This is a genomic window from Rubrivirga litoralis, assembly GCF_031846415.1.
GTDB lineage: Bacteria > Bacteroidota > Rhodothermia > Rhodothermales > Rubricoccaceae > Rubrivirga > Rubrivirga litoralis.
The window spans coordinates 36583-58218 of the sequence record NZ_JAVRHT010000003.1; the positions used below are offsets into that span (position 1 = coordinate 36583).

The 21636-nt window shown below is 73.7% G+C and carries 20 protein-coding genes and 1 tRNA gene; 10 read left to right on the plus strand and 11 right to left on the minus strand.

Annotated features, from left to right (window positions below):
• Positions 1–33 precede the first annotated feature (33 nt).
• The 4 genes from RM540_RS02350 to RM540_RS02365 form a co-directional block, all read right to left on the minus strand.
• The gene (locus RM540_RS02350; RefSeq protein ID WP_311661778.1) at positions 34–1533 is read right to left on the minus strand and encodes a M16 family metallopeptidase; all 1500 of its coding nucleotides are present in this window, start codon (positions 1531–1533) and stop codon (positions 34–36) included.
• Between the two features lie 62 nt (positions 1534–1595).
• A complete protein-coding gene (locus tag RM540_RS02355; protein WP_311661780.1) occupies positions 1596–2315 on the minus strand; it encodes an LmeA family phospholipid-binding protein in 720 nt (239 codons plus the stop codon).
• Positions 2316–2418: 103 nt separating this feature from the next.
• Positions 2419–4446, minus strand: a complete 2028-nt coding sequence (locus tag RM540_RS02360; RefSeq protein ID WP_311661782.1) for an AMP-binding protein — start codon at positions 4444–4446, stop codon at positions 2419–2421.
• A 137-nt stretch (positions 4447–4583) separates the two neighbouring features.
• Positions 4584–5561, minus strand: coding sequence for a hypothetical protein (locus RM540_RS02365; protein WP_311661784.1), 978 nt, complete (start codon positions 5559–5561; stop codon positions 4584–4586).
• Positions 5562–5877: 316 nt separating this feature from the next.
• Here RM540_RS02365 and RM540_RS02370 point away from each other — a divergent pair, with 316 nt between their 5' ends.
• From RM540_RS02370 to RM540_RS02380, 3 genes are read left to right on the plus strand one after another with little or no spacing between them, the layout of a single operon-like run.
• Positions 5878–6603 (plus strand): hypothetical protein, encoded by a 726-nt coding sequence (locus RM540_RS02370; RefSeq protein WP_311661786.1) that lies wholly within the window; start codon positions 5878–5880, stop codon positions 6601–6603.
• Between the two features lie 3 nt (positions 6604–6606).
• Entirely contained in the window at positions 6607–7074 is a 468-nt protein-coding gene (locus RM540_RS02375; RefSeq protein WP_311661787.1) for a phage holin family protein, read from the plus strand.
• 23 nt (positions 7075–7097) lie between these two features.
• Positions 7098–8120: a DUF3618 domain-containing protein gene (locus tag RM540_RS02380; protein ID WP_311661788.1), complete on the plus strand. Its 1023-nt coding sequence runs from the start codon at positions 7098–7100 to the stop codon at positions 8118–8120.
• 131 nt (positions 8121–8251) lie between these two features.
• Here the strand turns inward: RM540_RS02380 and RM540_RS02385 are convergent, their stop codons facing one another.
• A complete protein-coding gene (locus tag RM540_RS02385) occupies positions 8252–9805 on the minus strand; it encodes a PP2C family protein-serine/threonine phosphatase (protein ID WP_311661789.1) in 1554 nt (517 codons plus the stop codon).
• A 345-nt stretch (positions 9806–10150) separates the two neighbouring features.
• On the opposite strand from RM540_RS02385, the gene RM540_RS02390 reads away from it, so the two are divergent.
• Positions 10151–10645, plus strand: a complete 495-nt coding sequence (locus tag RM540_RS02390) for a hypothetical protein (protein WP_311661790.1) — start codon at positions 10151–10153, stop codon at positions 10643–10645.
• An 83-nt stretch (positions 10646–10728) separates the two neighbouring features.
• Here the strand turns inward: RM540_RS02390 and RM540_RS02395 are convergent, their stop codons facing one another.
• Together RM540_RS02395 and hppD are read right to left on the minus strand one after the other, a co-directional pair.
• Complete coding sequence (locus RM540_RS02395) at positions 10729–12009, minus strand: homogentisate 1,2-dioxygenase (RefSeq protein ID WP_311661791.1); 1281 nt, start codon at positions 12007–12009, stop codon at positions 10729–10731.
• A 98-nt stretch (positions 12010–12107) separates the two neighbouring features.
• Positions 12108–13367 carry a 4-hydroxyphenylpyruvate dioxygenase gene (gene hppD / locus RM540_RS02400; RefSeq protein WP_311661793.1) on the minus strand — a complete coding sequence of 420 codons (1260 nt, stop codon included), beginning with the start codon at positions 13365–13367 and terminating at the stop codon, positions 12108–12110.
• 159 nt (positions 13368–13526) lie between these two features.
• On the opposite strand from hppD, the gene RM540_RS02405 reads away from it, so the two are divergent.
• From RM540_RS02405 to RM540_RS02415, 3 genes are all read left to right on the plus strand, one after another.
• Positions 13527–13742, plus strand: coding sequence for a hypothetical protein (locus RM540_RS02405; protein WP_311661794.1), 216 nt, complete (start codon positions 13527–13529; stop codon positions 13740–13742).
• A gap of 106 nt (positions 13743–13848) precedes the next feature.
• Positions 13849–14397 carry a GNAT family N-acetyltransferase gene (locus RM540_RS02410; RefSeq protein WP_311661795.1) on the plus strand — a complete coding sequence of 183 codons (549 nt, stop codon included), beginning with the start codon at positions 13849–13851 and terminating at the stop codon, positions 14395–14397.
• A gap of 107 nt (positions 14398–14504) precedes the next feature.
• A complete protein-coding gene (locus RM540_RS02415) occupies positions 14505–15221 on the plus strand; it encodes an HAD family acid phosphatase (protein WP_311661796.1) in 717 nt (238 codons plus the stop codon).
• 51 nt (positions 15222–15272) lie between these two features.
• Here RM540_RS02415 and RM540_RS02420 read toward each other — a convergent pair whose 3' ends face one another.
• Complete coding sequence (locus RM540_RS02420) at positions 15273–16625, minus strand: alpha/beta hydrolase family protein (protein ID WP_311661797.1); 1353 nt, start codon at positions 16623–16625, stop codon at positions 15273–15275.
• A gap of 172 nt (positions 16626–16797) precedes the next feature.
• Here RM540_RS02420 and RM540_RS02425 point away from each other — a divergent pair, with 172 nt between their 5' ends.
• The 3 genes from RM540_RS02425 to RM540_RS02435 all read left to right on the plus strand — a co-directional run bounded on the left by RM540_RS02425 (position 16798) and on the right by RM540_RS02435 (position 19219).
• Positions 16798–18207 carry a diacylglycerol/polyprenol kinase family protein gene (locus RM540_RS02425; RefSeq protein WP_311661799.1) on the plus strand — a complete coding sequence of 470 codons (1410 nt, stop codon included), beginning with the start codon at positions 16798–16800 and terminating at the stop codon, positions 18205–18207.
• Positions 18208–18382: 175 nt separating this feature from the next.
• On the plus strand, positions 18383–18829 hold the full coding sequence (locus tag RM540_RS02430) for a hypothetical protein (RefSeq protein WP_311661801.1): 447 nt from the start codon (positions 18383–18385) through the stop codon (positions 18827–18829).
• Between the two features lie 24 nt (positions 18830–18853).
• Positions 18854–19219 (plus strand): DUF3140 domain-containing protein, encoded by a 366-nt coding sequence (locus RM540_RS02435; RefSeq protein WP_311661802.1) that lies wholly within the window; start codon positions 18854–18856, stop codon positions 19217–19219.
• Positions 19220–19231: 12 nt separating this feature from the next.
• Here RM540_RS02435 and RM540_RS02440 read toward each other — a convergent pair whose 3' ends face one another.
• The 3 genes from RM540_RS02440 to RM540_RS02450 form a co-directional block, all read right to left on the minus strand.
• Positions 19232–20104: an ion transporter gene (locus tag RM540_RS02440; RefSeq protein ID WP_311661804.1), complete on the minus strand. Its 873-nt coding sequence runs from the start codon at positions 20102–20104 to the stop codon at positions 19232–19234.
• A gap of 60 nt (positions 20105–20164) precedes the next feature.
• A complete protein-coding gene (locus tag RM540_RS02445) occupies positions 20165–21412 on the minus strand; it encodes a glycosyltransferase (protein ID WP_311661805.1) in 1248 nt (415 codons plus the stop codon).
• A 124-nt stretch (positions 21413–21536) separates the two neighbouring features.
• Positions 21537–21610: transfer RNA gene (locus RM540_RS02450), tRNA-Met, on the minus strand.
• Positions 21611–21636 lie beyond the last annotated feature (26 nt).

A 21636-nucleotide genomic window follows, 5' to 3' on the forward strand; every position in this document is an offset into this window, starting at 1 on the left:
TTTGCTCTTTACCCGTCGCTCGTCACCCCTCTCTCAGTAGTCGCTCACGGCCGTCTCGCTGCCGGGAAGCGCGAGCGCCGGCTGGCCGGCGGGGACGACCGAGAGCGCCACGCGGCGGCCGAGCGGGAGGTACGACTGCGCCGCGTCCGTGAGGTCGCGCGGGCTGAGGGCCTGGAACCGGGCGAGGTCCTCCTCGAAAAAGTCCGGCGTGCCGGTAAACGTGAGGTACCCGTTGAGCTGGTCGGCCTTGCCGCCGACGCTCTCGAGCCCGTCGAGGAACGACGACTCGACCCCGTTCACGACGCGCTCCAGCTCGCGCGCCGAGGGCGGGGCGGTCTGGAGCCGGACGATCTCCTCGTCGACCACGGCCCGGAGGTCGTCGGCCGAGGTCCCGGGCCGGGCCGTCGCGATCACGTAGAACGCCCCGCCCAACTGCGACCCGCTCTGGAACGCGTACACGTCCTGTGCGATCTGGAGGTCGTACACGAGCCGCTTGTAGAGCCGGCTGTTTTTGCCGCCCGCGAGCACCTGCGAGAGCGCGGTCAGCGCCGCGTCGCCGGCGGCGTACTGGGGCACGGACGGCCACGCGAGGTAGAGCCGCGGGAGCTGGACCTGGTCCTCCAGCACGAGCCGCGTCTCGTCGCCCCGGGGCGTCGTCACGACCGTCTGCGGCGGGGGCTCGGGGCCGCGCGGGATCGGCCCGTACCACTGGGTCACGAGCCGCCGGGCCTCGGCGACGTCGATGTCGCCGGCCACGACGAGGCTCGCGTTGTTCGGTGTGTAGTAGGTCTCGAAAAACTGCGTGACGTCGTCGTAGCTCGCCGCCGAGAGGTCGGCCATGGACCCGATGACGGGCCAGCGGTACGGGTGGCCCTCGGGGTAGAGCGCCTGGCCCAGGATCGGGAGGGCGAGCCCGTAGGGCCGGTTCTCGTACGACTGCCGCCGCTCGTTCTTGACCACGTCGCGCTGGCCGTCGACGCTCTCGGGCGTCATGGCGTCGAGGAGCCCGGCCATGCGGTCGGCGTCGAGGAAGAGCGCGAGCGCGAGCGCGTTCGAGGCCGCGTCGATGGTGTAGTTGGTCCGGTCCGTGGTGGTGGAGCCGTTGGCGCCGCCGCCGGCCTCTTCGAGCCACGCGTCGATGGCGCCCTCGGGCACGTTCGCCGAGCCCTCGAACATGAGGTGCTCGAACAGGTGCGCGAAGCCGGTCCGGCCGGGCGCCTCCTGCGCCGAGCCCACGTGGTACCACGTGTTCACGCTGACGACGGGGATCGTCGCGTCGCGGTGCAGGACCACGTCGAGCCCGTTCGGGAGCTGGAACCGCTCGAAGTCGACGGACAGCTCGGGGCCGCTCGCGACGAGCGGGGCGGCCACGTCCACGCCGTCCGCGGGGGGCGGGGCGGTCTGCGGGGCGGGCGCCGTCGCCACCCCGCCCCGCCCGGGCGCGCCCGGTTCCACCCCGCCCGGCGAGGTCGTCGCGCAGCCGGCGGCCGTGACGAGGAGGGCGAGGGCTCCGAGGCGGGCGGGGCGGCGCATGGCGGGGTGGTGAGGGCGGGGCGGCGAACATACGCGCGCGCCGCGCCTTACTCCGAAGCGCCTTACTCGAACGAGACGCCCGCGAGCGAGCCCTCGGCCGTGACGACGAGCACGCCGTCTTCGACGCGGACGTCCGACACCTCCACCCCGCCCAGGTCGATGCCGCCCACGTCGGACAGGTCGAAGAGCGGGTTGACCTCGGCGCCGACGAGGTCGGCCACGCGGCCGCCCAGCCCGAGCCCGGCCGCGCGGACCTCGGCCACGTCGAAGCGGAGGCGCGGGCCGTCGCCGCGGACCGTGCCGGTCACCTCGATGTCCGCCCCGCTCGGGAGCGGGAGCCCGGCGATGTCGGGCTGGAGGCGGAGGACGAGCACGTCAGGCGCGCGGACCTCGGCCGTCGCCTCGCGGACGCGGCCGCTGGCCTCGACGTACGCCGCCAGGTCGGACGGGCGCACGCGGACGTCGGCGCGGACGCGCTCGGCCCGTTCGAGGCGGCTCTCGCCCCGGTCGAACCGGACGCCTTCGAGCACGGCGTCGAGCCGGTCGAGCGCGGGCGCCTGGGCGGGGCGGACGCGCTCGCCGACGATCGTGACGCGGTCGGCCGTCCCGTCGCCGGCGTCGAGCCCCTCGAACGAGACCTCGTAGCGGTCGGCGGGGCCGATGGCGCCCTGGAGCGCCTCCTCGACGCGCTCCTCCGCGATCGAGGTCGGGCTGCACCCCGCCCCGCCCAGGGCGGCGAGGGCGAGGAGGAGCAGGGCGGGGCGGAACGGGAGGGTCGGCACGGTCGATGCGGGCGGGGTGGGGGAGAGGAACGGGCGGGGCGGCCGCAAACGTTCCGCCCCGCCCGGACCGCGGCGCGTCCTCACGGCGGGGCGGGCGGGGCGGCTACCGCGACGCGCGGATCGCGTCGACGGCCGCCGGGTCTTCGAGCGCCGTCACGTTGCCCAGGTCGCCGTCGAGGTGGGCCGCGCGGACCACGCGGCGCATGACCTTGGCGTTGCGCGTCTTCGGGAGCGCGTCGGCAAAGCGGACGTCCCGGGGCTTGAGCGCCTTCCCCAGCGCGTCCGTCACGCGGCCGACGAGCTCGGTGCGGAGCGCCTCGGACGCTTCGGCCCCGCTCGCCAGCACCACGAACGCGACCACGGCCTGCCCCTTGACGTCGTCGGGGACGCCGACCGCCGCGCTCTCGAGCACGCGCGGGTCCGCGTTGAGGGCCGCCTCGACCTCGGCCGGGCCGAGCCGCTTGCCGGCCACCTTCATGGTGTCGTCGCTGCGCCCGAGCAGGAACCACTGGCCGTCGGCGTCGACCGCCGCGAAGTCGCCGTGGACCCAGACGCCGGGGAGCCGGCTCCAGTACGCCTCGTGGTAGCGGTCGACCGCCCCGCCCTCGGCGCCCGCGCCCGCCCCGCTCGCCGCCCCGCTCGCGGGGGCGGGGCGGTCCCAGAACCCGCGCGTCATGCCGATCCACGGCTGGCGCACGACGAGCTCGCCGACCTCGCCGCGCACCGGGCGGCCCGCCTCGTCGACCACGTCGGCGTCCATGCCGACGACCGGGCCGGAGAACCCGCACGGCTTGAGCGGCTCGACGTGGTTGCCGCACACGATGCCGCCCGAGATCTCGGTGCCCCCGGAGTAGTTGAGGATGGGCTTCGAGGCGTCCAGGACGGTCTCGAACAGCCACCGCCAGCTTTCGGGGTCCCACGGGCTCCCCGTCGAGCCGACGGCGCGGAGCGCGCTCAGGTCGTGGCGTTCGACCGGCTCGGCCCCGTGCGGCATGAGCGCGCGCACGAGCGTCGGCGAGAGCCCGAGGAGTGTGACCCCGTGGCGTTCGCACAGCGCCCACGTGCGGTCGGGCGCGGAGCCGCCGTCGGGCGCGGCGTCGGGCGCCCCGTCGAACAGGACCATCGTGGCCCCGTTGAGGAGCGCGCCGAACACGAGCCACGGCCCCATCATCCAGCCCATGTCGCTCATCCACCACACGACGTCGCCGGCGCCGACGTCCATCGGGTGCCGCATGTCCTGGGCCGCCTTGATGGGGAACCCGCCGTGCGTATGGACGGCGCCCTTGGGCGTGCCCGTGGTCCCGCTCGTGTACAGGAGGAGGGCCATGTCCTCGGCCGCCGTGTCCTCGGCCGCCCCGCCCCCCGCCTGGCCCGACGCCATGAGGACGTCCCACGGCACGTCGCGGCCGTCCGTGAGCGGGGCGCCGGTCCCCAGCCGGTCGACCACGAACACGGTCTGGACGCTGGGGACGTCGGCGAGCGCCTCGTCGGCCACCTCCTTCATGGGCACGGCGCGGCCCCGGCGCGGGGCGGCGTCGGCGACGACGAGCGCGCGGGCGGCCCCGTCGCGGAGCCGCGTCGCCACGGCCTCGGCGCCGTAGCCTGAGAACAGCGGCAGCACAACCCCGCCCACGCGGGCGATGGCCAGGAAGGCGACGACGATCTCGGGCGTCATCGGGAGGTAGAGCCCGACGGCGTCGCCCCGCCCGATGCCGTGCGCGCGGAGCCCGGCCGCGCACGCCTCGACGGCCTGGTGGAGCTCGGCGTAGGTCATCGTCCGCACATCGCCCTCCTCGCTCTCGTAGCGGACCGCGTCGCGGTCCCACGTCTCGGTCCCCGCCCAACGGTCGAGCGCGTTGTGCGTGACGTTCATCCGCCCGCCGGCGTACCACTGCGGCCGCTCCACCCCGCCCGACGTGTCGAGAATCTGGGTGTAGGGCGTCGAAAACTCAACGCCGAGGTCGTCCAGCACGGCGTCCCAGAACCGGCCCACGTCGTCGAGCGCCCACGCCTGGAGCGCGGCGTACGAGTCGAGCCCCTGGCGCCGCCAGAACCGCGCGAGGTTCGTGCCGGCCACGTGCTCGGGAGTCGGGGACCAGGCGACGGCTTGGCCAAACGGGAAGTCGGACACGGGCAGACCCAAGGGGCGGGGTGGAGCGGGGCGGGGGCGGCCGCCGGGCGGGGCGGCACAAAAAAAGCGGGGCGCGCCCAGAGGCGCGCCCCGCCAAACCTACCGCCCCGCCCGAGCCGCGGGCGGGGCGGTGCCGACTAGACGGCGTCGCGGCGGGTGGCCGCCACAGCCGGGAGGTCGTGCGGCGACCCGACCACGCCGCCCGCGATCGCGGCGACGGCGCCGAGCAGGAGGGCGATCGCCGACCACAGGGCCGCCGTGCCGAGCGCGTCGGTCGCATCCTCGGCCACGCGCGGGGCCTCCTCGCGGACCGTCTGCGCGGCGGACTCGACGTTGGCGCGGAGCGAGGCCGCCTGGTCCTCCCACTGGCTCACCGTCTGGCGCGCTTCGGCCTCGGACAGGTCCGTGTTGGCGGCCAGCGTCTGGATCAGGTCCTCGCGGTTCGCCTCCGAGACCGGCGCCGTGGTGCCGAGCGTCCGGTCGATCGCATCGCGGACGTCCTGACCGGCGGACTCCGGCGTCGTCACCACGTCGCGGGCGAGCTGGGCCGCCTCGTCCTGGATCTGCGAGAGGTCGATGTTCTGGAGCTGGTTCTGGATCGCCTGGCCCGCTTCCGGCGCTACGGCCGCGGCCGCCCCGCCCACGGCGGTGCCAACGGCCCCGAGGCCGCCGCTCACGACCGACTGGACCCCGTTAAGGACCGAGCCAACGCCCGACGCGAGAAAGTACATGCCGACGATCGTCGCGACGCCCCACGTCACCAGACCGTGGATGCCGCCGTCGACCTTGCGCGGCATCCCGGCCAGCCGCCCGGCCACCCAGCCGCCGGCGAACAAGGCGATCAGGCCGCTGATGATGAGCCAGATGCCCTGGCCCGTCCCGAACCCGCCCAGCGTGTCGTCGCTGGTCGCCGGGTCGAACGTGCCGAGCCCGATGCCCAGCCCGAACAGGTAGAGGAGAAAGTGGACGACGGCGGCCACGACGGCGCCGGCGAGAATGGCCCCCCACGAGACTCGCTTGATGGCGGCGCTCAGGCGGCCATAGTCGGTCGGTCCGTATTCGTAGGCGTGGTGGGGGTGGTCTTCCGTGACGTGTGTAGCAGGAATGTGGGCCATGTGGAGGGGGGTGATGAAGAGGGGAGCCGGCCGGTGCGGTGCACGAGCCGGATCGTGCTCTTACCGCTTTAGTGCCCGGACGATCCGCCGCCCCGCCTCAGGCCAGCCTCGGGGCGGGGTGGAGGCTCCGCTCGCAGGGGCGGCAGGGCGGCGCAACGGCCTGGAGGAGCGCCAGGAGGGGGGCGACGCGGGATCCTTAGGCGCTTGCGAGGGCAAACCCCTACGCAAAGCTAGGGGCACTCGGCGGAACGCCGTAGGGCGGGGAGGAGATACAACACGCCACTCCTTCACACGACCCGCCGTCCCCTCTCCCAGTATGGCCTCTCCCAACACTCCGAAATCCACGTCGGGCTCGACCGCCGGTAAGGCGAAAGCCGCCGCCTCGAGCACGGCCGACGACGCCAAGAAAGCGGCGTCCGACGTCGCAGACACGGCCAAAGATGCCGCCTCGGACCTCGCGCAGCAGGCGAAGTCGGAGGCCAAAGACCTCGCGCAGCAGGCCAAGTCGAAGGCGGCCGACCGGGCCTCCGAGCAGAAAGAGAAGGCCACGGGCGTCCTCTCGGACGTCGCCACGGCCCTCCACGACACCAGCGACTCGCTCCGCGACCAGGACCAGGACGCGTTTGCCCGCTACGCCGACCAGGCGGCCGACCAGGTCGAGCAGTTCACGTCGGCGGTCCGCGACCGGAGCGTCGGTGAGATCCTCGACGAGGCGGAGCGGTTCGCTCGCCGCGACCCCGGCCTGTTCGTTGGCGGCGCGTTCCTGCTCGGCATCTTCGGCGCCCGCTTCCTCAAGGCCTCGGACGACGGCCCGTCGGGCTCCACGTCCCGGTCGTCGTCGCGCATGAGCGGGGCGGGGCGGTCGATGCCGTCCCGGACGACGGGTACGACGGGCCGGACCACCGGCGACCCGTTCCCGACCGGCTCGGGCCGCCCGATGGACCGCGCGCTCTCGACGCCGCTCGTCCCCGGGTCGACCGGCACCGCCGGCGCCTCGTCGGCCGGCACGTCGACGACGGGCACTGGACGGACGACCTCCTAAGACATGGCTGATTCCCGAACCACCCCGCCCCCGCCCGACACGGTCGCCCTCGTTGAGGGCGACCCGGCTCCGGCCGCGCCGCGCGACGACCGCTCGATCGGCGACCTCCTCTCGGAGCTGACGTCGGAGACGACGACGCTCGTCAAGCAGGAGATCCGCCTCGTTAAGGCTGAGGCCACGCAAGAGGCCCGCGAGGCCGGCCGCGCCATCGGCGCCGCCGCCGCCGGCGGAGCCGTTGCCTACGCCGGCCTCATCCCGATCCTTATCGGCATCGGATGGGGACTGGGCCAGCTTTTCGGCGAGGACCTCATCTGGCTCGGCATCCTCATCGTCGGCATCATCGCGGCCATCATCGGCTACGTGATGCTGAAGAAGGGCCTCGACCAGATCAAGCAACTCTCCCCGCCCCTCGACACGACTGCTCAAACCCTCAAAGAGGACAAACAATGGATCAAGGAAGAGACCCGGTAACGGGCACACCCGCCGCCCCGCCCGTGGACACCACGCGCACGTCGAGCAACCCCGACGCCATCGCCCACGACATCCGCGAGACGCGGGCCGAAATGGACGAGACGATCGACGCGCTCGGCGCCAAGCTGGACCCGTCGAACCTCGCCGATCAGGCAAAGGAGGCGATCAGCGACTCGGCTAAGGACTACGGCTCGCAGCTTATGGATACGGTCAAGGACAGCTCAGTCCTCGACACGATCAAAGAGAACCCCATCCCGGCCGCCGCCGTCGGCCTGTCGGTCGCGTGGCTGCTCTCGAAGATGGGAGAGTCCGAGGCCGACCGCCACCGCCACGAGCGCTACATCGCCACTGGCGACCCGTACTACGCGCCCCGCCGTCGCGGCTACGCCCGCTACGAGGAGGTCGAGACGCGTGGGTACACCTACAACCCGTACACCGGCGCCCCCTACGCCCGCTCGGGCTCAGGCAACGGCGACGAATCGATCATCGACAAGGCCAAGGACGCGGCGTCGGACGCCGTCGACACCGTCAAGGACAAGGCCTCGGACCTGACCGACTCGGCCAAGGACCGGGCCTCCGACCTCGCGAGCGGGGCGGGCGACCGGACGCACCGGGCCGGCGGCCAGCTCCAGCGCTACGAGCGTCGGGCGGAGTCGTGGCTCGACCGCCAGATGAGCCAGAACCCGCTGGCCGTCGGCGCCGTCGCGCTCGCCGCTGGCGCGCTCGTCGGCCTCTCGATCCCCGAGACCGACTTCGAGGACGACCTGATGGGCGAGCAGGCGGACTCAGTCAAGGACCGGGCCGGTGATGCGGCGTCGGGCACGATCGAGAAGGCGCGGAACGTGGCCACGGACGTCGCCGAAAAGGCCGGCGCCGAGGCCCGTAAGGTGGCCGACGACGCCAAGTCCAAGGCGAAGGACGTCGCTGACGACGCGAAGGGCAAAGCAAAGGACGTCGCCGACGATGCCACCTCGAAGGCGAAGAGCTCCGCGAGCAGCGCCACGAGCAAGAGCAAAAGCACGTCGTCCAAGACGAAAAAGTCGTAAGGCGACCACCCCGCCCCGACGACAATGCGGGCCGCTCCTCCGGGGGCGGCTCGCTTTCGTTTGGACACTTGGGCGGGGTGGAGCCTTGGGGCGGGGCGGGCGCACGACCACCCCGCCCTAAGGCTCCGCCCTCAGCCGTGGCGGACGACGTACGACGAGCGGGGGGCCGGGGCGGGGTGGGCAACCTGAGCCACGAGCAGGCACGTGTCGTCGTGGCGGACCCCGTCGGTCCACGCCCGGATGCGGTCGACGAGCGCGGCGCCGACGGCGTCGGGGGGCAGGCGGCACGCTCCGCCGAGGGCGGACCGCATGCGACCGACCCCGAACAGGTCGCCCGCCGCGTTGCGGGCCTCGGTGATCCCGTCGGTGTAGAGGGCGACAAGGTCGCCGGGGCCGAGCGCTACGACGTCCGGCCCGTCCTGCTCCCAGTCGGGGAGGACTCCGAGCGGGAGGCCGCCGCAGGCGACGGGCTCGACCGCCCCGCCCGATCCGTCTAAGCGAGCGACGAGCGGGGGCTCGGCCCCGGCGACGGCGAACTGCACGGCGCCGGCCTCGACGTCGACGACAGCCACGGCAGCGGCCACAAACGGTGGCGTTTCCGGCTCGCTGGCGACGCCCGGCCCCGAAGCGTAGAGGTACCCGTTGAGGCGGGCGAGAGCGGCGGGCGGGGCGTGTCCTTCGAGAAGGAGCGTGCGGAGCATGAACTTAGCCTGCGCCGTGTGCGCGGCCGCCTGGAGCCCTTTCCCCATCACGTCACCGACGACGAGCGCGGTCCGCCCCGCCCCCAGATCCACGACGTCGAAAAAGTCGCCGCCGACGAGCGCCTCGTCCGAAGCCGGTCGGTAGACCGTGTGGACGCGGAGGCCGGTCTCGTTCGATGCCAGCGCCTGGAGGAGCGGGCGTTGAAGGGCTTCGGCGATGCGCCCCTGGTGCTCGGCCCGCTCGGCCAGCGTCCGCTCAGCCTCTTTCTGGGCCGTCACGTCCTGGGCGACTCCAAACGCCTGCGTCGGCCGCCCGTCAGCGTCGCGGGCAAAGACGGTCTCGCGCGCGCTCAGCCACCTCCAGCGGCCGTCGCGGTGGCGGACCCGGTACTCGAAGGCGGCGAACGCGCCGTCGGGGAGCGCGTCGCGCTCGGCCACGAACGCCGGCCACCGCGCGAGGTCATCGGGGTGGACGAGCCCATTGACGCCGCGGCCCATCGCCCGCATCTCGGAGGCCGTGTACCCCGTCACCTCGGCGACCTCGCGGTTGAACCACATGTTCCGGCCCGCCGCGATGTCGAACAGGTAAACGATGTCGGGGATCGTGACGAGGAGCGCCCGTGCGAGCCGCTCGCTCGCGTCCCGAGCCGTCTCGGCCTCCTGGAGCGCGGTCCCATCGCGGAGCAGGACCAGCCGCCCGCCGTCGGCCGTGTCCAGGCTGTCGGCCCCACGCCACAGATGGTCGCCCAAGACGCGCTCGGCGTCGCGCCCGACGACGGCCGCTGCGTCGCCGACCAGAATCGCGGCCGGCCCGTTGAGGTCTACCACCCGCCCCGCCCCGTCGACCCGGAGCACGGCCGATCCGAGCAGCCCGGCCGCCCGAGACACGGCGTCGCCGTCGGCCGCCGTGAGCAGGGCGGGGCGGGACGGCGCGGTGATCGCTACCGGGCGGTCAGGACCGGACGAGGTGGGGCGGGCGGGCATGCGGTGGAAGATGGGGCCACCCCGCCCGTGCCGGTCCGGCACCTGGGGCGGGGTGGGAAAGAGTACCCACGACCACCCCGCCCGCGCCCGCGGAACAGGGCGGACCCGTGCTCCTTTCTCGCACACGATTTGATCAGGGCGGCCGTCCTGATCCCCGTGGCGCCACCCCGCCCTCCTGAGGACGGAGCGTCGGGCGGGGTGGTCGCACGCGGCGTCGGTGGGGGACGAGTCCGGCGCACCGCCGGCGCCGACTGACGACTGGGGGCGCCGTTTCGCGTGGTAAGAGAGAGAAGGGGCGGAGCCCGGCCGCCCTTGTTCCTCGACCTCACCAGCCTTCCCCGACCCATGCCCCAGTTCGACATCGAGACCTACGAGGTCCACAGCACCGCCTTCCCCAAATGGCACCGACGCTACCTGATGCTCGTCAGTCCAGACCTCTCCCACGGGATCCGGCACCGAGTCCACATGCACTTTAGCTCCTCGCCAATGACTTTCAACAACGGGCGCATGATCGGTGTCGCAGGGAACGTCGGGGGACTCAACTTCGACGGAGTGAACTTCGCGGTATACTTCCGAGACAGCGCGTTCGACGAGATCTACGAGATCCTGCGGAGTGAAAACCCGGTCTCGTTCAAGTACTTCCTCCGCGACATCGCAACGGCTCCAGAGGCCACGGCCAAGTGGGTCTCTTCAGCGGGGATCGTGACGGGGCCGGAGCGTCTCGGCGAGGGGCCGGCCGACGCCGACGCCGGGCTCCTCCAGGCCCGGATGCTGCTCGGCGACCTCGCGCCCTCCGGCGACGGCCTGGAGCACGCCGTGCAGGAGCCGGAGGCGGCGTAACCCTCCACCCCGCCCGCGGCCTCAGCACATGACCGCCCCGCCCTCGACGTGAGGGCGGGGCGGTACCGTTGGGGCGGGGTGGCCTAGCCGCGCGCGGCGTCGATAGGCGGCGAGTCCGGTACCGCGCCCGCGGCGCCGTCGCCCGACACCGTCGCGCCGGGCGGGATGGGGGCGGCGTCGGGGAGCGGGTGCCCGTGCTTCTCGGGCTGCCACGAGAGGACGTAGTCCGGCGACTCGATCTCGAGCGCCGTCTTCGTCAGCTTGAGCGGCCGGAACGTGTCGACCATGACGGCCAACTCGTGCGTCTCTTTCGCCCCGATCGACGCCTCCGTCGTGCCCGGGTGCGGGCCGTGCGGGATGCCTCCGGGATGGAGCGTAAAGCTGCCCCGCCCGATCCCCTTGCGCGACATGAAGTCGCCCTCGGCGTAGTACAGGACCTCGTCGGAGTCGATGTTCGAGTGGTTGTACGGGGCCGGGATCGAGTCCGGGTGGTAGTCGAACAGGCGCGGGACGAACGAGCACACGACGAACCCATTCGCCTCGAACGTCTGGTGCACCGGCGGCGGCTGGTGGATGCGGCCCGTGATTGGCTCGAAGTCGTGAATCGAGAACGTGCTCGGGTACATGTAGCCGTCCCACCCGACGACGTCGAACGGATGGTAGCGGTACACGAACGGGAACAGCTTTCCGTGCTTCTTGATGAGGACTGTAAACCGCCCTTCCTGGTCCACCGTGTTGAGCTCAGTCGGCGGGTGGAAGTCGCGTTCGCAGTACGGGCTGTGCTCCAGGAGCTGGCCCACGTCGTTCCGGTACCGCTTGGGCGGCCGGAAGTCGGTTGGCGCCTCCATCACGAGCAGCCGCGGCTGCGTGCCGCCGTCGAAGGCCCAGCGGTGCGTGATCGTCCGCGGGACGTGGACGTAGTCGCCGGCCTCGAACTCAACCGTCCCCAGCACCGTCTCGAGCCGCCCCGCCCCGTCGTGGACGTAGACGAGCTCGTCGTGCGTGGCGTTTTTGTAGAACGTGTCCTCGGGCATCGACTCCGTCGGCGCGCAGAGCGCCATGTCGATGTCCTGGTTGCCCATGATGTAGCGGCGGCCGCTCAGCCAGTCGCCGCCGGGCTCGACCTTCGGTCCCAGAAAGTGCCGGTGCTTGAGGAAGGCATCCTCGACGTACTCCGCTCCGAAGTCTCGGGGCTCCTCCACCGCCTCCACGAGCGTCGGCGGGTGGATGTGGTAAGCGATCGAGCCGATTCCCGAGAACCCCTCCTCGCCCAGCACCTCTTCAGTGTAAAGCGCCCCGTCGGGCCGCGCGAACTGCGTGTGCCGCTTGGGGGGGACGTTGCCGAGGCGGTGGTAGAAAGACATGGCGGGGAGGGATGGAGGGATAGGGGATGGGGGGACGGGCGGGGCGGGGTGGGGCCGGGACTCTGCTCGTCCCTCGGTGCCTCCATCCCGCATCCCTCTTACAGATTCCCGCGCCGCTCCTGCTCGCGCTCGATGGCCTCGAAGAGGGCCTTGAAGTTGCCCTCGCCGAACGTCCGGGCGCCCTTGCGCTGGATGATCTCATAAAACACCGTCGGGCGGTCCTCGACGGGCTTGGTAAAGATCTGGAGCAGGTAGCCGTCCGGGTCGCGGTCGACCAGGATGCCGAGCTCGGCCAGCTGGTCCACGGGCTCGTCGATCTGGCCCACGCGGCCCTGGAGCTGCTCGTAGTAGTTCGTCGGGACGGTCAGGAACTCGACGCCGCGGGCGCGGAGCTTCGAGACCGTGTCGAGGATGTCGTCCGTCGCGAGCGCAATGTGCTGGACGCCAGCACCGTCGTAGAAGTCGAGGTACTCGTCGATCTGGCTGCGCTTTTTGCCCTGGGCCGGCTCGTTGATCGGGAATTTGATCCGCTCGTTCCCGTTCGACATCACCTTCGACATCAGCGACGAGTACTCGGTCTGGATATCGGAGTCGGTAAAGGTGAGCAGGTTGCGGAAGCCCATCGTGTCCGAGTAGTACTGGACGTACTTGTTCATGTCGCCCAGGTGCACGTTCCCGACGCAGTGGTCGACGTACTTCAGGCCGACGCCCTCGGGCTTCCAGTACGGATTGTCGTACGCCTCGAAGCCCGGCATGAACAGGCCGTCGTAGTCCTTGCGCTCGACGAACGTGTGGATGGTGTCGCCGTAGGTGCCCATCGCCGAGACCACGACCTCGCCGTCGTCGTCGCTGAGGACCTGGGGCTCCCGGACGGCCGTGGCGCCGCGCTTGGTCACCTCCTCGAACGACTTCCGGGCGTCGTCGACCCAGAGCGCGATGTCCTTGACGCCGTCGCCGTGCTTCGCCACGTGCTGGGCGATGGGGTGGTCGGAGCGGATGGCGGTCGTGAGCACGAACCGGACTTTGTCCTGGACCAGCAGGTAGCTCGCCGAGTCGCGATGGCCGGTCTCCGGCCCGCGGTAGGCCTTGATCTCGAAGCCGAAGCACGAGGCGTAGTAGCGCGCGGCCTGCTTGGCGTTGCCCACGTAGAACTCGATGTGGTCGGTCCCGTTGATGGGCAGGAAGTCGTCCTCGACGTGGTCGGGGGCGCCCTTCAAGCTCAGGCCCGCCTTTTCGGCCGTGTCCGCGTTCGTCTGCTGCGCGGCTGGCTCCGTGGCGACGGCGCCGAGGGCCGAACCGTCGCCGCTCTCGGTGGCGGGGTCGGACGTGAGATCGGCGGGATTGGGTTGCGTGCTCATGGGATGTAGAAAAGCGCTTTCGGAGAGGGACGTGTGCGTTGGACGGCTGCCGGCTCAGGCCGTTCCGGCGACCGCTGGGCGGGGCGGCGACCGAAGGTACGGGACCCGCTGCCCCGCCCGCGGGTTCGAGCCCGCGCCCCAGGACCGCCCCGCCCCGTCATGCCGCAGTTCGAGACCGCCCCGCTTAACGGCCCCTCCGCGTTCGTCCGTGCCCGGAGCGCCGAGGGCGCCGTCGCCGACGCGGCGGGGCGGGACGTCGAGGCCGTCGAGGTTGGCGACGCCGAGGCGGGGAGCGGGTGGCGCGAGGCGACCGTCGACGGCGCGCCGTGGGGGCGCGTCCGCCCGCGCGACCGGATGCGGTTCCGGCGCGATTGAGCGGCCGGGGTGGGGCGCGAGCGGGTCAGCGGGGGCAGCTGTTTCGCGGGATCCGGCCGGTGGCCCCGAAGGTGCACGCGACAGGACCGAACCACCCCGCCCCGACGTGTCCGTCCGCCTCGAACCGCTCGCGCTGCGCCACGCCGCTGCCTACCAGGCGCTCGCCGCCGACGCCCGCGTCGCCGCGACCACGCTCGTTCCGCACCCCTACCCGCCCGATGGCGCCGTCCGCCACGTGCGATGCGCCGTGGGCGCCCGCGACCGCGACGAGGCCTACTCGTTTGCCGTGATCGAGGGCGGAAACGGGCAGGCGGGCGGGGTGGAGACCGTCGTCGGCTCGTGCAGCCTCAAGCACGTCGACCGCGAGGCGGGGCAGGCCGAGGTCGGTTATTGGATCGGCGTCCCGTTCTGGGGGCGAGGCTACGCGACCGAGGCGGTCCGGCTGGCCGCTCGCGTCGCGTTCGACGAGCTGGGCCTCGACCGCGTCGTCGCTGAGGTGCTGGAGACGAACCCGGCCTCGGCGCGCGTGCTGGAGAAGGCGGGGTTCGACGTTGTCGGTCGGTTTGCCAACCCGCACGCGCGGTACCTCGGGGCGCCGACCGTGCTCTACGACCTCGCCCGCCCCGCCCACGTCCGCCTTGCGCGGACGGACTGAGCCGGACCGCCTGCGCCCGAACGCGGGGCGGGGTGGTGCGTAGGCCCGGCCCCCTCCTGCTGCTGCCGATGCCGACCGCCCGCCCCGCCCGCTCTGCCTTTCTCCCAGTGCTCGGCCTCACCCTGGCCGCCGCGCTCGCCGGGTGCGCCACGACCGCCCCGCCCGAGGCGCCCGCCTCCGCGGCGGTGGCCGAGGCGGAGGCCCCGCTCGCGGTCCGGTGGGCGCGGCGCTCGGCCGAACACGACGCGCTCTTCCTCCAGACGTACCGTGCGGCGGCCGAGCACCTCCGCGCCGCCGCCGACACGGTCGCGGGCGATTGGGGCGTGATCCTCGACGCCGACGAGACGATCCTCGACAACTCGCTCTACCAGCAGGAGCGGGCCGCGGCCGGGCTGGACTACACGCCCGAGAGCTGGAACGCCTGGGTCCGCCGCGAGGCGGCGCCGGCGCTGCTGGGCGCCGTCGCGTTCACGGACGAGGTGCGGGCGCTGGGCGGCCGCGTGGTCGTGGTCACCAACCGGGACGAGGCCGTGTGCCCCGAGACGCGGGCCAACTTGGCGGCCGTCGGCGTCGTCGCGGCGGCCGTCCTGTGCCGGACGGACGAGGGCGACAAGACCGCACGCTTCGAGGCCGTCGAGCGGGGCGGGGCGGACGGCCTCCCCGCCCTCCGCGTCGTGATGTGGATCGGCGACAACATCCAGGACTTTCCCGGGCTGGGCCAGGACGCCCGGCTCGCGGGCGGGGCGGGACTCGGCGCGGTCGGCGGGCGCTACTGGGTGCTCCCGAACCCCATGTATGGCTCGTGGACTGGGAACGCGGAGTAAGGCGGGCGGGGTGGTGAGCCCGGGCGGCCGCCCCGCCCTACGCCGCCCCGCTCACTCCGCCGTGGCCTGCGCGGTGATCCACTCCGTGAGCAGGTCGAGCACGGCCGGCGCGACGGTCGTCTCGGTGCGCCCGATCTCGTCGGGGAGCCCGGTCGTCGCCGGCTGGAGCCAGTGGTTCACGCCGTCCACGACGACGACGGTGCCGCGGCTCCCAAGGGCGTCGCGGAGCGCGGGCTCGTTCGCGTCCGGCGGCGTGAACAGGTCGGCCGAGCCGACGACGGCGAGCGTGGGCACGCGGACGGCCCGGAGCGCGGGCGCGGGGTCGTAGCGGACAAAGTCGCGGTACGGGCGCGACGTGTGCGCGCGGACGGCCCCGTCGAGCGCCTCGCCCGACCACCCCGCCCCGGCAAAGGCGGCGCGGACGCGCCGGGCGGCGTCGGCGGAGTCGGCGTCGGAGCGGGCGGCCGCGACGACCTCTGCCATGACGGACCGGGCCGCGTCGACCTCGGAGGCCGGGGCGCCGGTGGCGGCCACGAGCCGCGGCGTCTGCTCGGCGAGCGCGTCCCCGATGGGCGTGGCCGGGGCGGCGAGGAGGACGAGGAACGACGCGCCCGCCGCTCGCGGCGCGACGAGCCCGCCCTCGCTGTGCCCGACGATGCCGACGCGCGCCGGGTCGACCGTCGGCTGAGCGCTCAGGGCGCGGAGGGCGGCCTCGGCGTCCCGCGTCAGGTCGTCGAGGCGGGCGCCGCCGGCTGGCCCGTCCCCATCCCGTTTGTCGTAGCGGAGCGCGGCGACGCCGTGGCGCGCGAGGTGGTCGGCGAGGACGAGGAACGGCCGGTGCCCTTCGATCTCGGCGTCCCGGTCGGTAGTCCCCGAGCCCTGGAGGAGCACGACGCCGGGGAACGGGCCGGCGCCCTCGGGGACCGTGAGCGTCCCGGACAGCTCGACGCCTGCGTCGGACGCAAAGGTCACGTCCGTAGACGCGTAAGGGTGCGGCGGGAGCGGGGTCTGCGGGCGCCAGATCCGGGTCGGGTCGTCCACGGCGGCGGGCACCAGCGTCAGCGGGACCGAGCGGTCGCCCTGCGTGAACGTCCCCACGATCTGCTCGCCGTCGCGGGAGATGCGGCCTCGGAACGTCATGGACAGCCGGTCGAGCGCGAGCAGCAGCGAGTCGCCGCGGACGGCGGCCGCGGAAAACGGGTTGTCTCGGGCCTGGCTCGCGTCGGTCAGGTACACCACGAGGTCCCCGCCCGCGTTGCGCTCGACGAGGAGCGTCGGGGGGAAGTAGGGCTCCACCGCGCGCCACGCGCCCACGACGTCGGCGCCCTCCGTCTGGGCGGAGACGCCCGGGACCGCCAGGCAAGCTCCGGCGAGGATCAGGCCGACGGCGAGAACAGCGCGCATGAGGACGGCTCCGGGAGCGAAAGGGGCGGGGCGGCAACCTACGCCGCCCCGCCCTCGGCGTCCGCCCCGCCCGCTACCTTCGCTGCGCCCCCGCCCCGCCCGACGTGCCCGAGCCCCGACGCCCGGCCGCCGCCCCGCCCCCCGACGCGCCCCGCGAGGGCGGGGCGGCGCCGTGACCGACCTGACGCCCGCCGTGCTCCCGCCGCTCGCGGGCATCGCCGCCGTGCTGGCGACGCTGGCGCTCGCGCTGGTCGCAGTCCGCCGCGTGCAGGTCCGGCGCAGGCTCCCGGCGGAGGCGGCGCGGAGGGCGCTGCACGTGGCGGTGAGCGTCGTCGCGCTGGCGCTGCCGTGGCTGTTCGACGCCGACTGGCCCGTCGTCGTGCTGACGGCCCTGGCGCTCGTCGCCGTGCTCGCCGTCCGCGCTGTGCCCGCGCTCCGGGGCGGGGTGGGCGGCGTGCTCCACGAGGCCGGGCGGCCGTCGCTGGGCGACCTGTGTTTCCCCATCGCCGTGGGCGCGCTGTACCTCGTGGCAGGCGACTCGCCGGTCCTCTACGCAATCCCGCTCCTGCTCCTCGGCTTCGCGGACCCCGCCGCCGCGCTCGTGGGGCGCCGGCACGGGCTGGCCCCATACGCGACCGACGAGGGGACGAAGAGCCGTGAGGGCTCGGTCGCCTTCGCGTTCGTGGCCTTCCTGTGCGTCCACGTCCCGCTCCTCCTGTTCACGCCCGTCGGGCGGCCGGAGTCGCTGTGGATCGCGGCGGTCGTGGCCGTGCTCGCGACGATCGTCGAGGCCGTCTCGTGGCGCGGGCTGGACAACCTGTTCGTGCCGCTGGGGACGTACGCCCTCGTGCTCCGCCTGCTCACGTTCGACGCCACGCTCCTGGCCGCCCACTTCGTCGTGCTCGTGGCGCTTGTCGGGGCCGCCGCCATGCTCCGCAGCGAGACGACCGTGGGCGGGGCGGGCGTGTTCGGGGCCGCGCTTGTGGCCTACCTCGCGTGGTCGCTGGGGGGGACGGCGTGGCTGCTCCCGCCGGCCCTCGTCTACCTCCTCTACGCCCGGATTTGGCCGGCCGCCCGCGAGGCCGACGGGCTCCCGCACGACCCGGCGCGGCGGCCGCACACGGCCCACAACGTGTTTAGCGTGGCGTCGGTCGGCGTGCTGTGGCTCCTCGCCGCGCGGGCGCTCGACGTCGACCTGCTCTACCCGTACGCGCTGGCCTGGGGCGCCCCGCTCGCGTTCCTCGGCGTGGACCGGATGCGCGAGGCGCGCCCGGCGTGGGGGCCGGCGGCGCTCGCGTGGCGGGCCGCGTGGCGGAGCACGCTGGTCGCCGTCGTGCCCGTGCTCGCGGTCGTGTGGCTCCGCGTGCTGGCCGGCGTGCCCACCGCCCCGCCCGCCCCGCTCGCGGCGACGGCGGCGTTCCTCGCGGTGGGGCTGGTGGCGACGGGCGGGGCGGCCCTTGTGCTCGCCGTCTACAAGGAGCCCATCGACGTGTGGACGTCGGCGTTCGAGGGCCGGCTGTGGCGGGCGGCGATCGTGGCGGGTCTCTCGGCGTTGGGGCTCGCGGCGCTGGCCGTGGCGTGAGCGGGGCGGGGCGGGCGCGGAAACGCCGTGGTCGTGCGTATACATGCGCCACCCCGCCCGCCGCCGTGCTCCGCCGTTGCACGCGACGGCGGCACCCGCCCCGCCCTCGCGCCCTGCGAGCGCCCCCGTCTTCCGCCGCTCGGCCCTCATCGGCGCCGTCCCGCCCCTGGTCCCCATGCCGCTCCTCCGCTTTCTCGCCGCCCGCCGCGGCGCCCGCCGCCTCGCCGCCCTCACGCTCGACGGCGCCCGCGCGCGGGCGGGGCGGGGCGCCGCGCTCCTCGACGAGCAGGACCCCGGCTGGGCCGGCCGCGTCGACCCGGGCGCCCTCGCACTCGGCGACGGGCAGGCGTGCGTGCTCGGGCAGCTCCACGGCGACTACCGGCGCGGGCTGGGGCGCGCCCGCGTCATCGACCTGTCGAGCGCGCCGGGCCGGTTCGTCTCGCCGGTCGACCTCGGGTTCCAGGCCGTCGGCGGGCTGGGCGGGGCGGCCGAGGCCCTCGACTACGCGCTCCTCACGCGGGCCTGGCGCGAAGCCGTCGCCGAGCGGCGCCCCACCGAGGCCGCCCTCAGGAGGCCCCCGACGGCGCGGGCGGGGCGGAACGCGGCGGCGGCGGCCGGGTAGCGGCCGGGCACCCACCCCGCCCCGATGCCCCTCGACTGGACCGACGACCAACAGGAGACCTACGACGCCTTCCACGACGCCGTGAACATGGCGCCCAAGGAGCTCGAGGAGTGGCTCGGGACCGACGACTCGCAGTCGGTTGGGATGACGCGCGAGGGCGAGTCCGAGGCCGTCGGCCACCAGTCGGGCGACCGGATCGTGGAGGTCAAGCGGACGAAGAAGGACGACCTCACGGAGGACGACCTCGACCACATGCAGACCGTCGTCGGCTACGTCCACCGCCACCTCGCGCAGGGCCCGGACGGGAGCGCCCGCGATACGCCGTGGCGCTACTCGCTCATGAACTGGGGCCACGACCCCTGCAAAGACGACGACGTCGACTGCTCTTAGCCGCCCCGCCCGCTACGTCACGCGCGGCGGCTCGGGCGGGGCGGCGGCCCTGACGAGGTCCGTCCCGCACCGCCGGCAGAACCGGGCGTCGGGGGCGTGGTCGTCGAGCCCGCACGTCGGGCACGTCTCGGCGCGCCGCGTGGCGAGCGCCGCCTGGTGGCCCCGGGTCATCTCGGCGGTCACGATGCCCGTGGGCACGGCGATGATCCCGTAGCCCATCACCATGAGCACGAGCGCGAGCCCCTGCCCCAGCGGCGTGGCCGGTGAGATGTCGCCGTAGCCGACCGTCGTGAGCGTGACGACGGCCCAGTAGACGCTCCGCGGGATCGAGTCGAACCCGTTCTCGCCGCCCTCGATGAGGTACATCATCGAGCCCATGACGGTCACGAGCGTCAGGATGACGAAGATGAACACGGAGATCTTCCGCCGGCTGCCCCGGAGCGCCCGGCTGAGCTGGTCGGCCTCGTCGAGGTAGTTGGCCAGCTTGAGGACGCGGAACACCCGGAGCACGCGGAGGATGCGGACCGAGAGGAGCACGATCGCGCCCGGCGCGATGAGGCTGATGTACGTCGGCAGGATCGAGAGCAGGTCGACGATCCCGTAGAAGCTCCGCGCGTAGTAGAGCGGCCGGCGGACGACGGCGAGCCGGACGGCGTACTCGATCGTGAAGAGGACCGTGAAGAACCACTCGGCGGCGAGGAACAGGCCCCGGTAGTGCTCATGGACCGACTCGACGCTGTCGAGCATGACCACGCCCACGCTGGCCAAGATGGCCACGATGAGGACGAGGTCGAACGCCCGCCCCGCCTCCGTGTCGGCGAGAAAGACGATCTGGAAGATCCGTTTGCGGAGCGGCCCCGCGTGGGGGTTGATCTCTTCGGCCATGCCAGAAGCTAGCGGCGGGCCGCCCCGCTCGGCGCGGGCGGGGCGGGGTGAGGGACCCCCTTACCGGCGCCGGGCGACGGCGTCGGCGAGGACGGCCTCGAAGCGGTCGGCGACGGCGTCGAGGTCGAAGGCGGCCTCGGCGTAGGCCCGGGCGCGGGCGCCCATCGCAGCGCGGCGGCCGTCGTCGGCGAGGAGGGCCAGGACGCGGTCGGCGAACGCGCCTGCGTCGCCGGGCGGGGCGGTCTCGCCGGCCCCGGCGTTCACGACCGTCCGCGCGGCGAGGTTGTCGGCTGGGACGGAGAGGACCGTCGGGCGCCCGGCGCACAGGTAGGCCAGCACCTTCGACGGCACCGACACGGCGCTCGCGCCGGGCTCGAGCACGGCCGCCATCACGTCGCCCGTGCCGAGCACGTCGGGGAAGGCCTCGAATGGCTGGAACGGGAGCAGCGTGAGCGCGCCCGCCCCGCCCTCGGCCTGGCGCGCGGCGAGCCAGTCGGCGCCGTCGCCCTCGCTCACGACCACGAGCCGCCCCGCCGGTTTGCGGTCCGCCGGTTTGCGGTCCGCCCCCGTTTGTTCGAGCCGGCGCGCGAGCGCGAGGAGGAGGGCCGGGTCGTGCTTCATCCCGAGCGTCCCCGAGTAGAGGACGACCGGGATCTCGGCCAGCCCGTGCGCCCGCGCCCACGCGTTGTCCTTGGGCCGGGCGGGGAGGTCGGCGAGCGGCGCCCAGTTCTCGACGACCGCCACGCGCCGGGCCTCGACGCCCCAGCGGTCGAGGAGCGGGCGGAAGTCGTCGGTGATGGCGACGACGGCGTCGGCGGCCCGCAGGAGCCGGCCCTCGCGCCACTCGAACGCCCGGCCGGCGAGGTCGCCGCCCCGCCCGAACCGCTCGGCGAGGACAGCGCGGGCGCCGGTCGAGAGCACGTCCATGAGCCAGTTCACGAACGCCGCCCCGCTCCCGCGCGCCGCGCCCATGACGGCGCCGAGCGCGTCGAGCGGCGTGTTCGCGCACAGGACCACGTCGGCCCCGAACGCGGCGACGTGCTCGGCCGCCGCGCGCCCATAGGCCGCCTCGCTCCGCCTGCGCGCCACGAGCCCGCCGACCGACCGCGCCCGCTTGTCCACGGGCGGGGCGGCGATCGGGTCGACCGAGAACGTCGCGGGGTCGCCCGGCCGGCGCTCCAGGAGGTCCTGCGGGACCAAGTTCGTCGCCGAGTACCCCAGCCGGACCGTGTGCCCGCGCGCGGCGAGCGCGCGCCCGAGGTCGGTGATGAACGCGTACCGGCCGTAGTCGTGGAGGTAGATCCGCATCGGGCGGTCCCAGGGGGCGGGGCGGGGGCTTGGCGGCGGCCGCCGGCGGGTGGGGCGGACACGACGGCGCCCGGCCGCAGGACGGCCGGGCGCTGCGCTCGGGGCTCCGAGCCGTGGGAGGCGGTAGCGCGGGGGAGACTTGAACTCCCGACCTCAGGGTTATGAATCCTGCGCTCTTACCAACTGAGCTACCGCGCCAGATCCGCACAGGGCGGGGCGGCCTC

What these genes read in the sequence shown, in the direction of transcription:
- RM540_RS02430 (WP_311661801.1), top strand. Translation starts at nt 18,383, where the DNA reads ATGCCGCTCCTCCGCTTTCTCGCCGCCCGCCGCGGCGCCCGCCGCCTC.
- RM540_RS02440 (WP_311661804.1), bottom strand. Translation starts at nt 20,104, where the DNA reads ATGGCCGAAGAGATCAACCCCCACGCGGGGCCGCTCCGCAAACGGATC.
- hppD (WP_311661793.1), bottom strand. Translation starts at nt 13,367, where the DNA reads ATGAGCACGCAACCCAATCCCGCCGATCTCACGTCCGACCCCGCCACC.
- RM540_RS02420 (WP_311661797.1), bottom strand. Translation starts at nt 16,625, where the DNA reads ATGCGCGCTGTTCTCGCCGTCGGCCTGATCCTCGCCGGAGCTTGCCTG.
- RM540_RS02385 (WP_311661789.1), bottom strand. Translation starts at nt 9,805, where the DNA reads ATGCCCGCCCGCCCCACCTCGTCCGGTCCTGACCGCCCGGTAGCGATC.
- RM540_RS02370 (WP_311661786.1), top strand. Translation starts at nt 5,878, where the DNA reads ATGGCCTCTCCCAACACTCCGAAATCCACGTCGGGCTCGACCGCCGGT.
- RM540_RS02395 (WP_311661791.1), bottom strand. Translation starts at nt 12,009, where the DNA reads ATGTCTTTCTACCACCGCCTCGGCAACGTCCCCCCCAAGCGGCACACG.
- RM540_RS02435 (WP_311661802.1), top strand. Translation starts at nt 18,854, where the DNA reads ATGCCCCTCGACTGGACCGACGACCAACAGGAGACCTACGACGCCTTC.
- RM540_RS02405 (WP_311661794.1), top strand. Translation starts at nt 13,527, where the DNA reads ATGCCGCAGTTCGAGACCGCCCCGCTTAACGGCCCCTCCGCGTTCGTC.
- RM540_RS02445 (WP_311661805.1), bottom strand. Translation starts at nt 21,412, where the DNA reads ATGCGGATCTACCTCCACGACTACGGCCGGTACGCGTTCATCACCGAC.
- RM540_RS02375 (WP_311661787.1), top strand. Translation starts at nt 6,607, where the DNA reads ATGGCTGATTCCCGAACCACCCCGCCCCCGCCCGACACGGTCGCCCTC.
- RM540_RS02365 (WP_311661784.1), bottom strand. Translation starts at nt 5,561, where the DNA reads ATGGCCCACATTCCTGCTACACACGTCACGGAAGACCACCCCCACCAC.
- RM540_RS02350 (WP_311661778.1), bottom strand. Translation starts at nt 1,533, where the DNA reads ATGCGCCGCCCCGCCCGCCTCGGAGCCCTCGCCCTCCTCGTCACGGCC.
- RM540_RS02390 (WP_311661790.1), top strand. Translation starts at nt 10,151, where the DNA reads ATGCCCCAGTTCGACATCGAGACCTACGAGGTCCACAGCACCGCCTTC.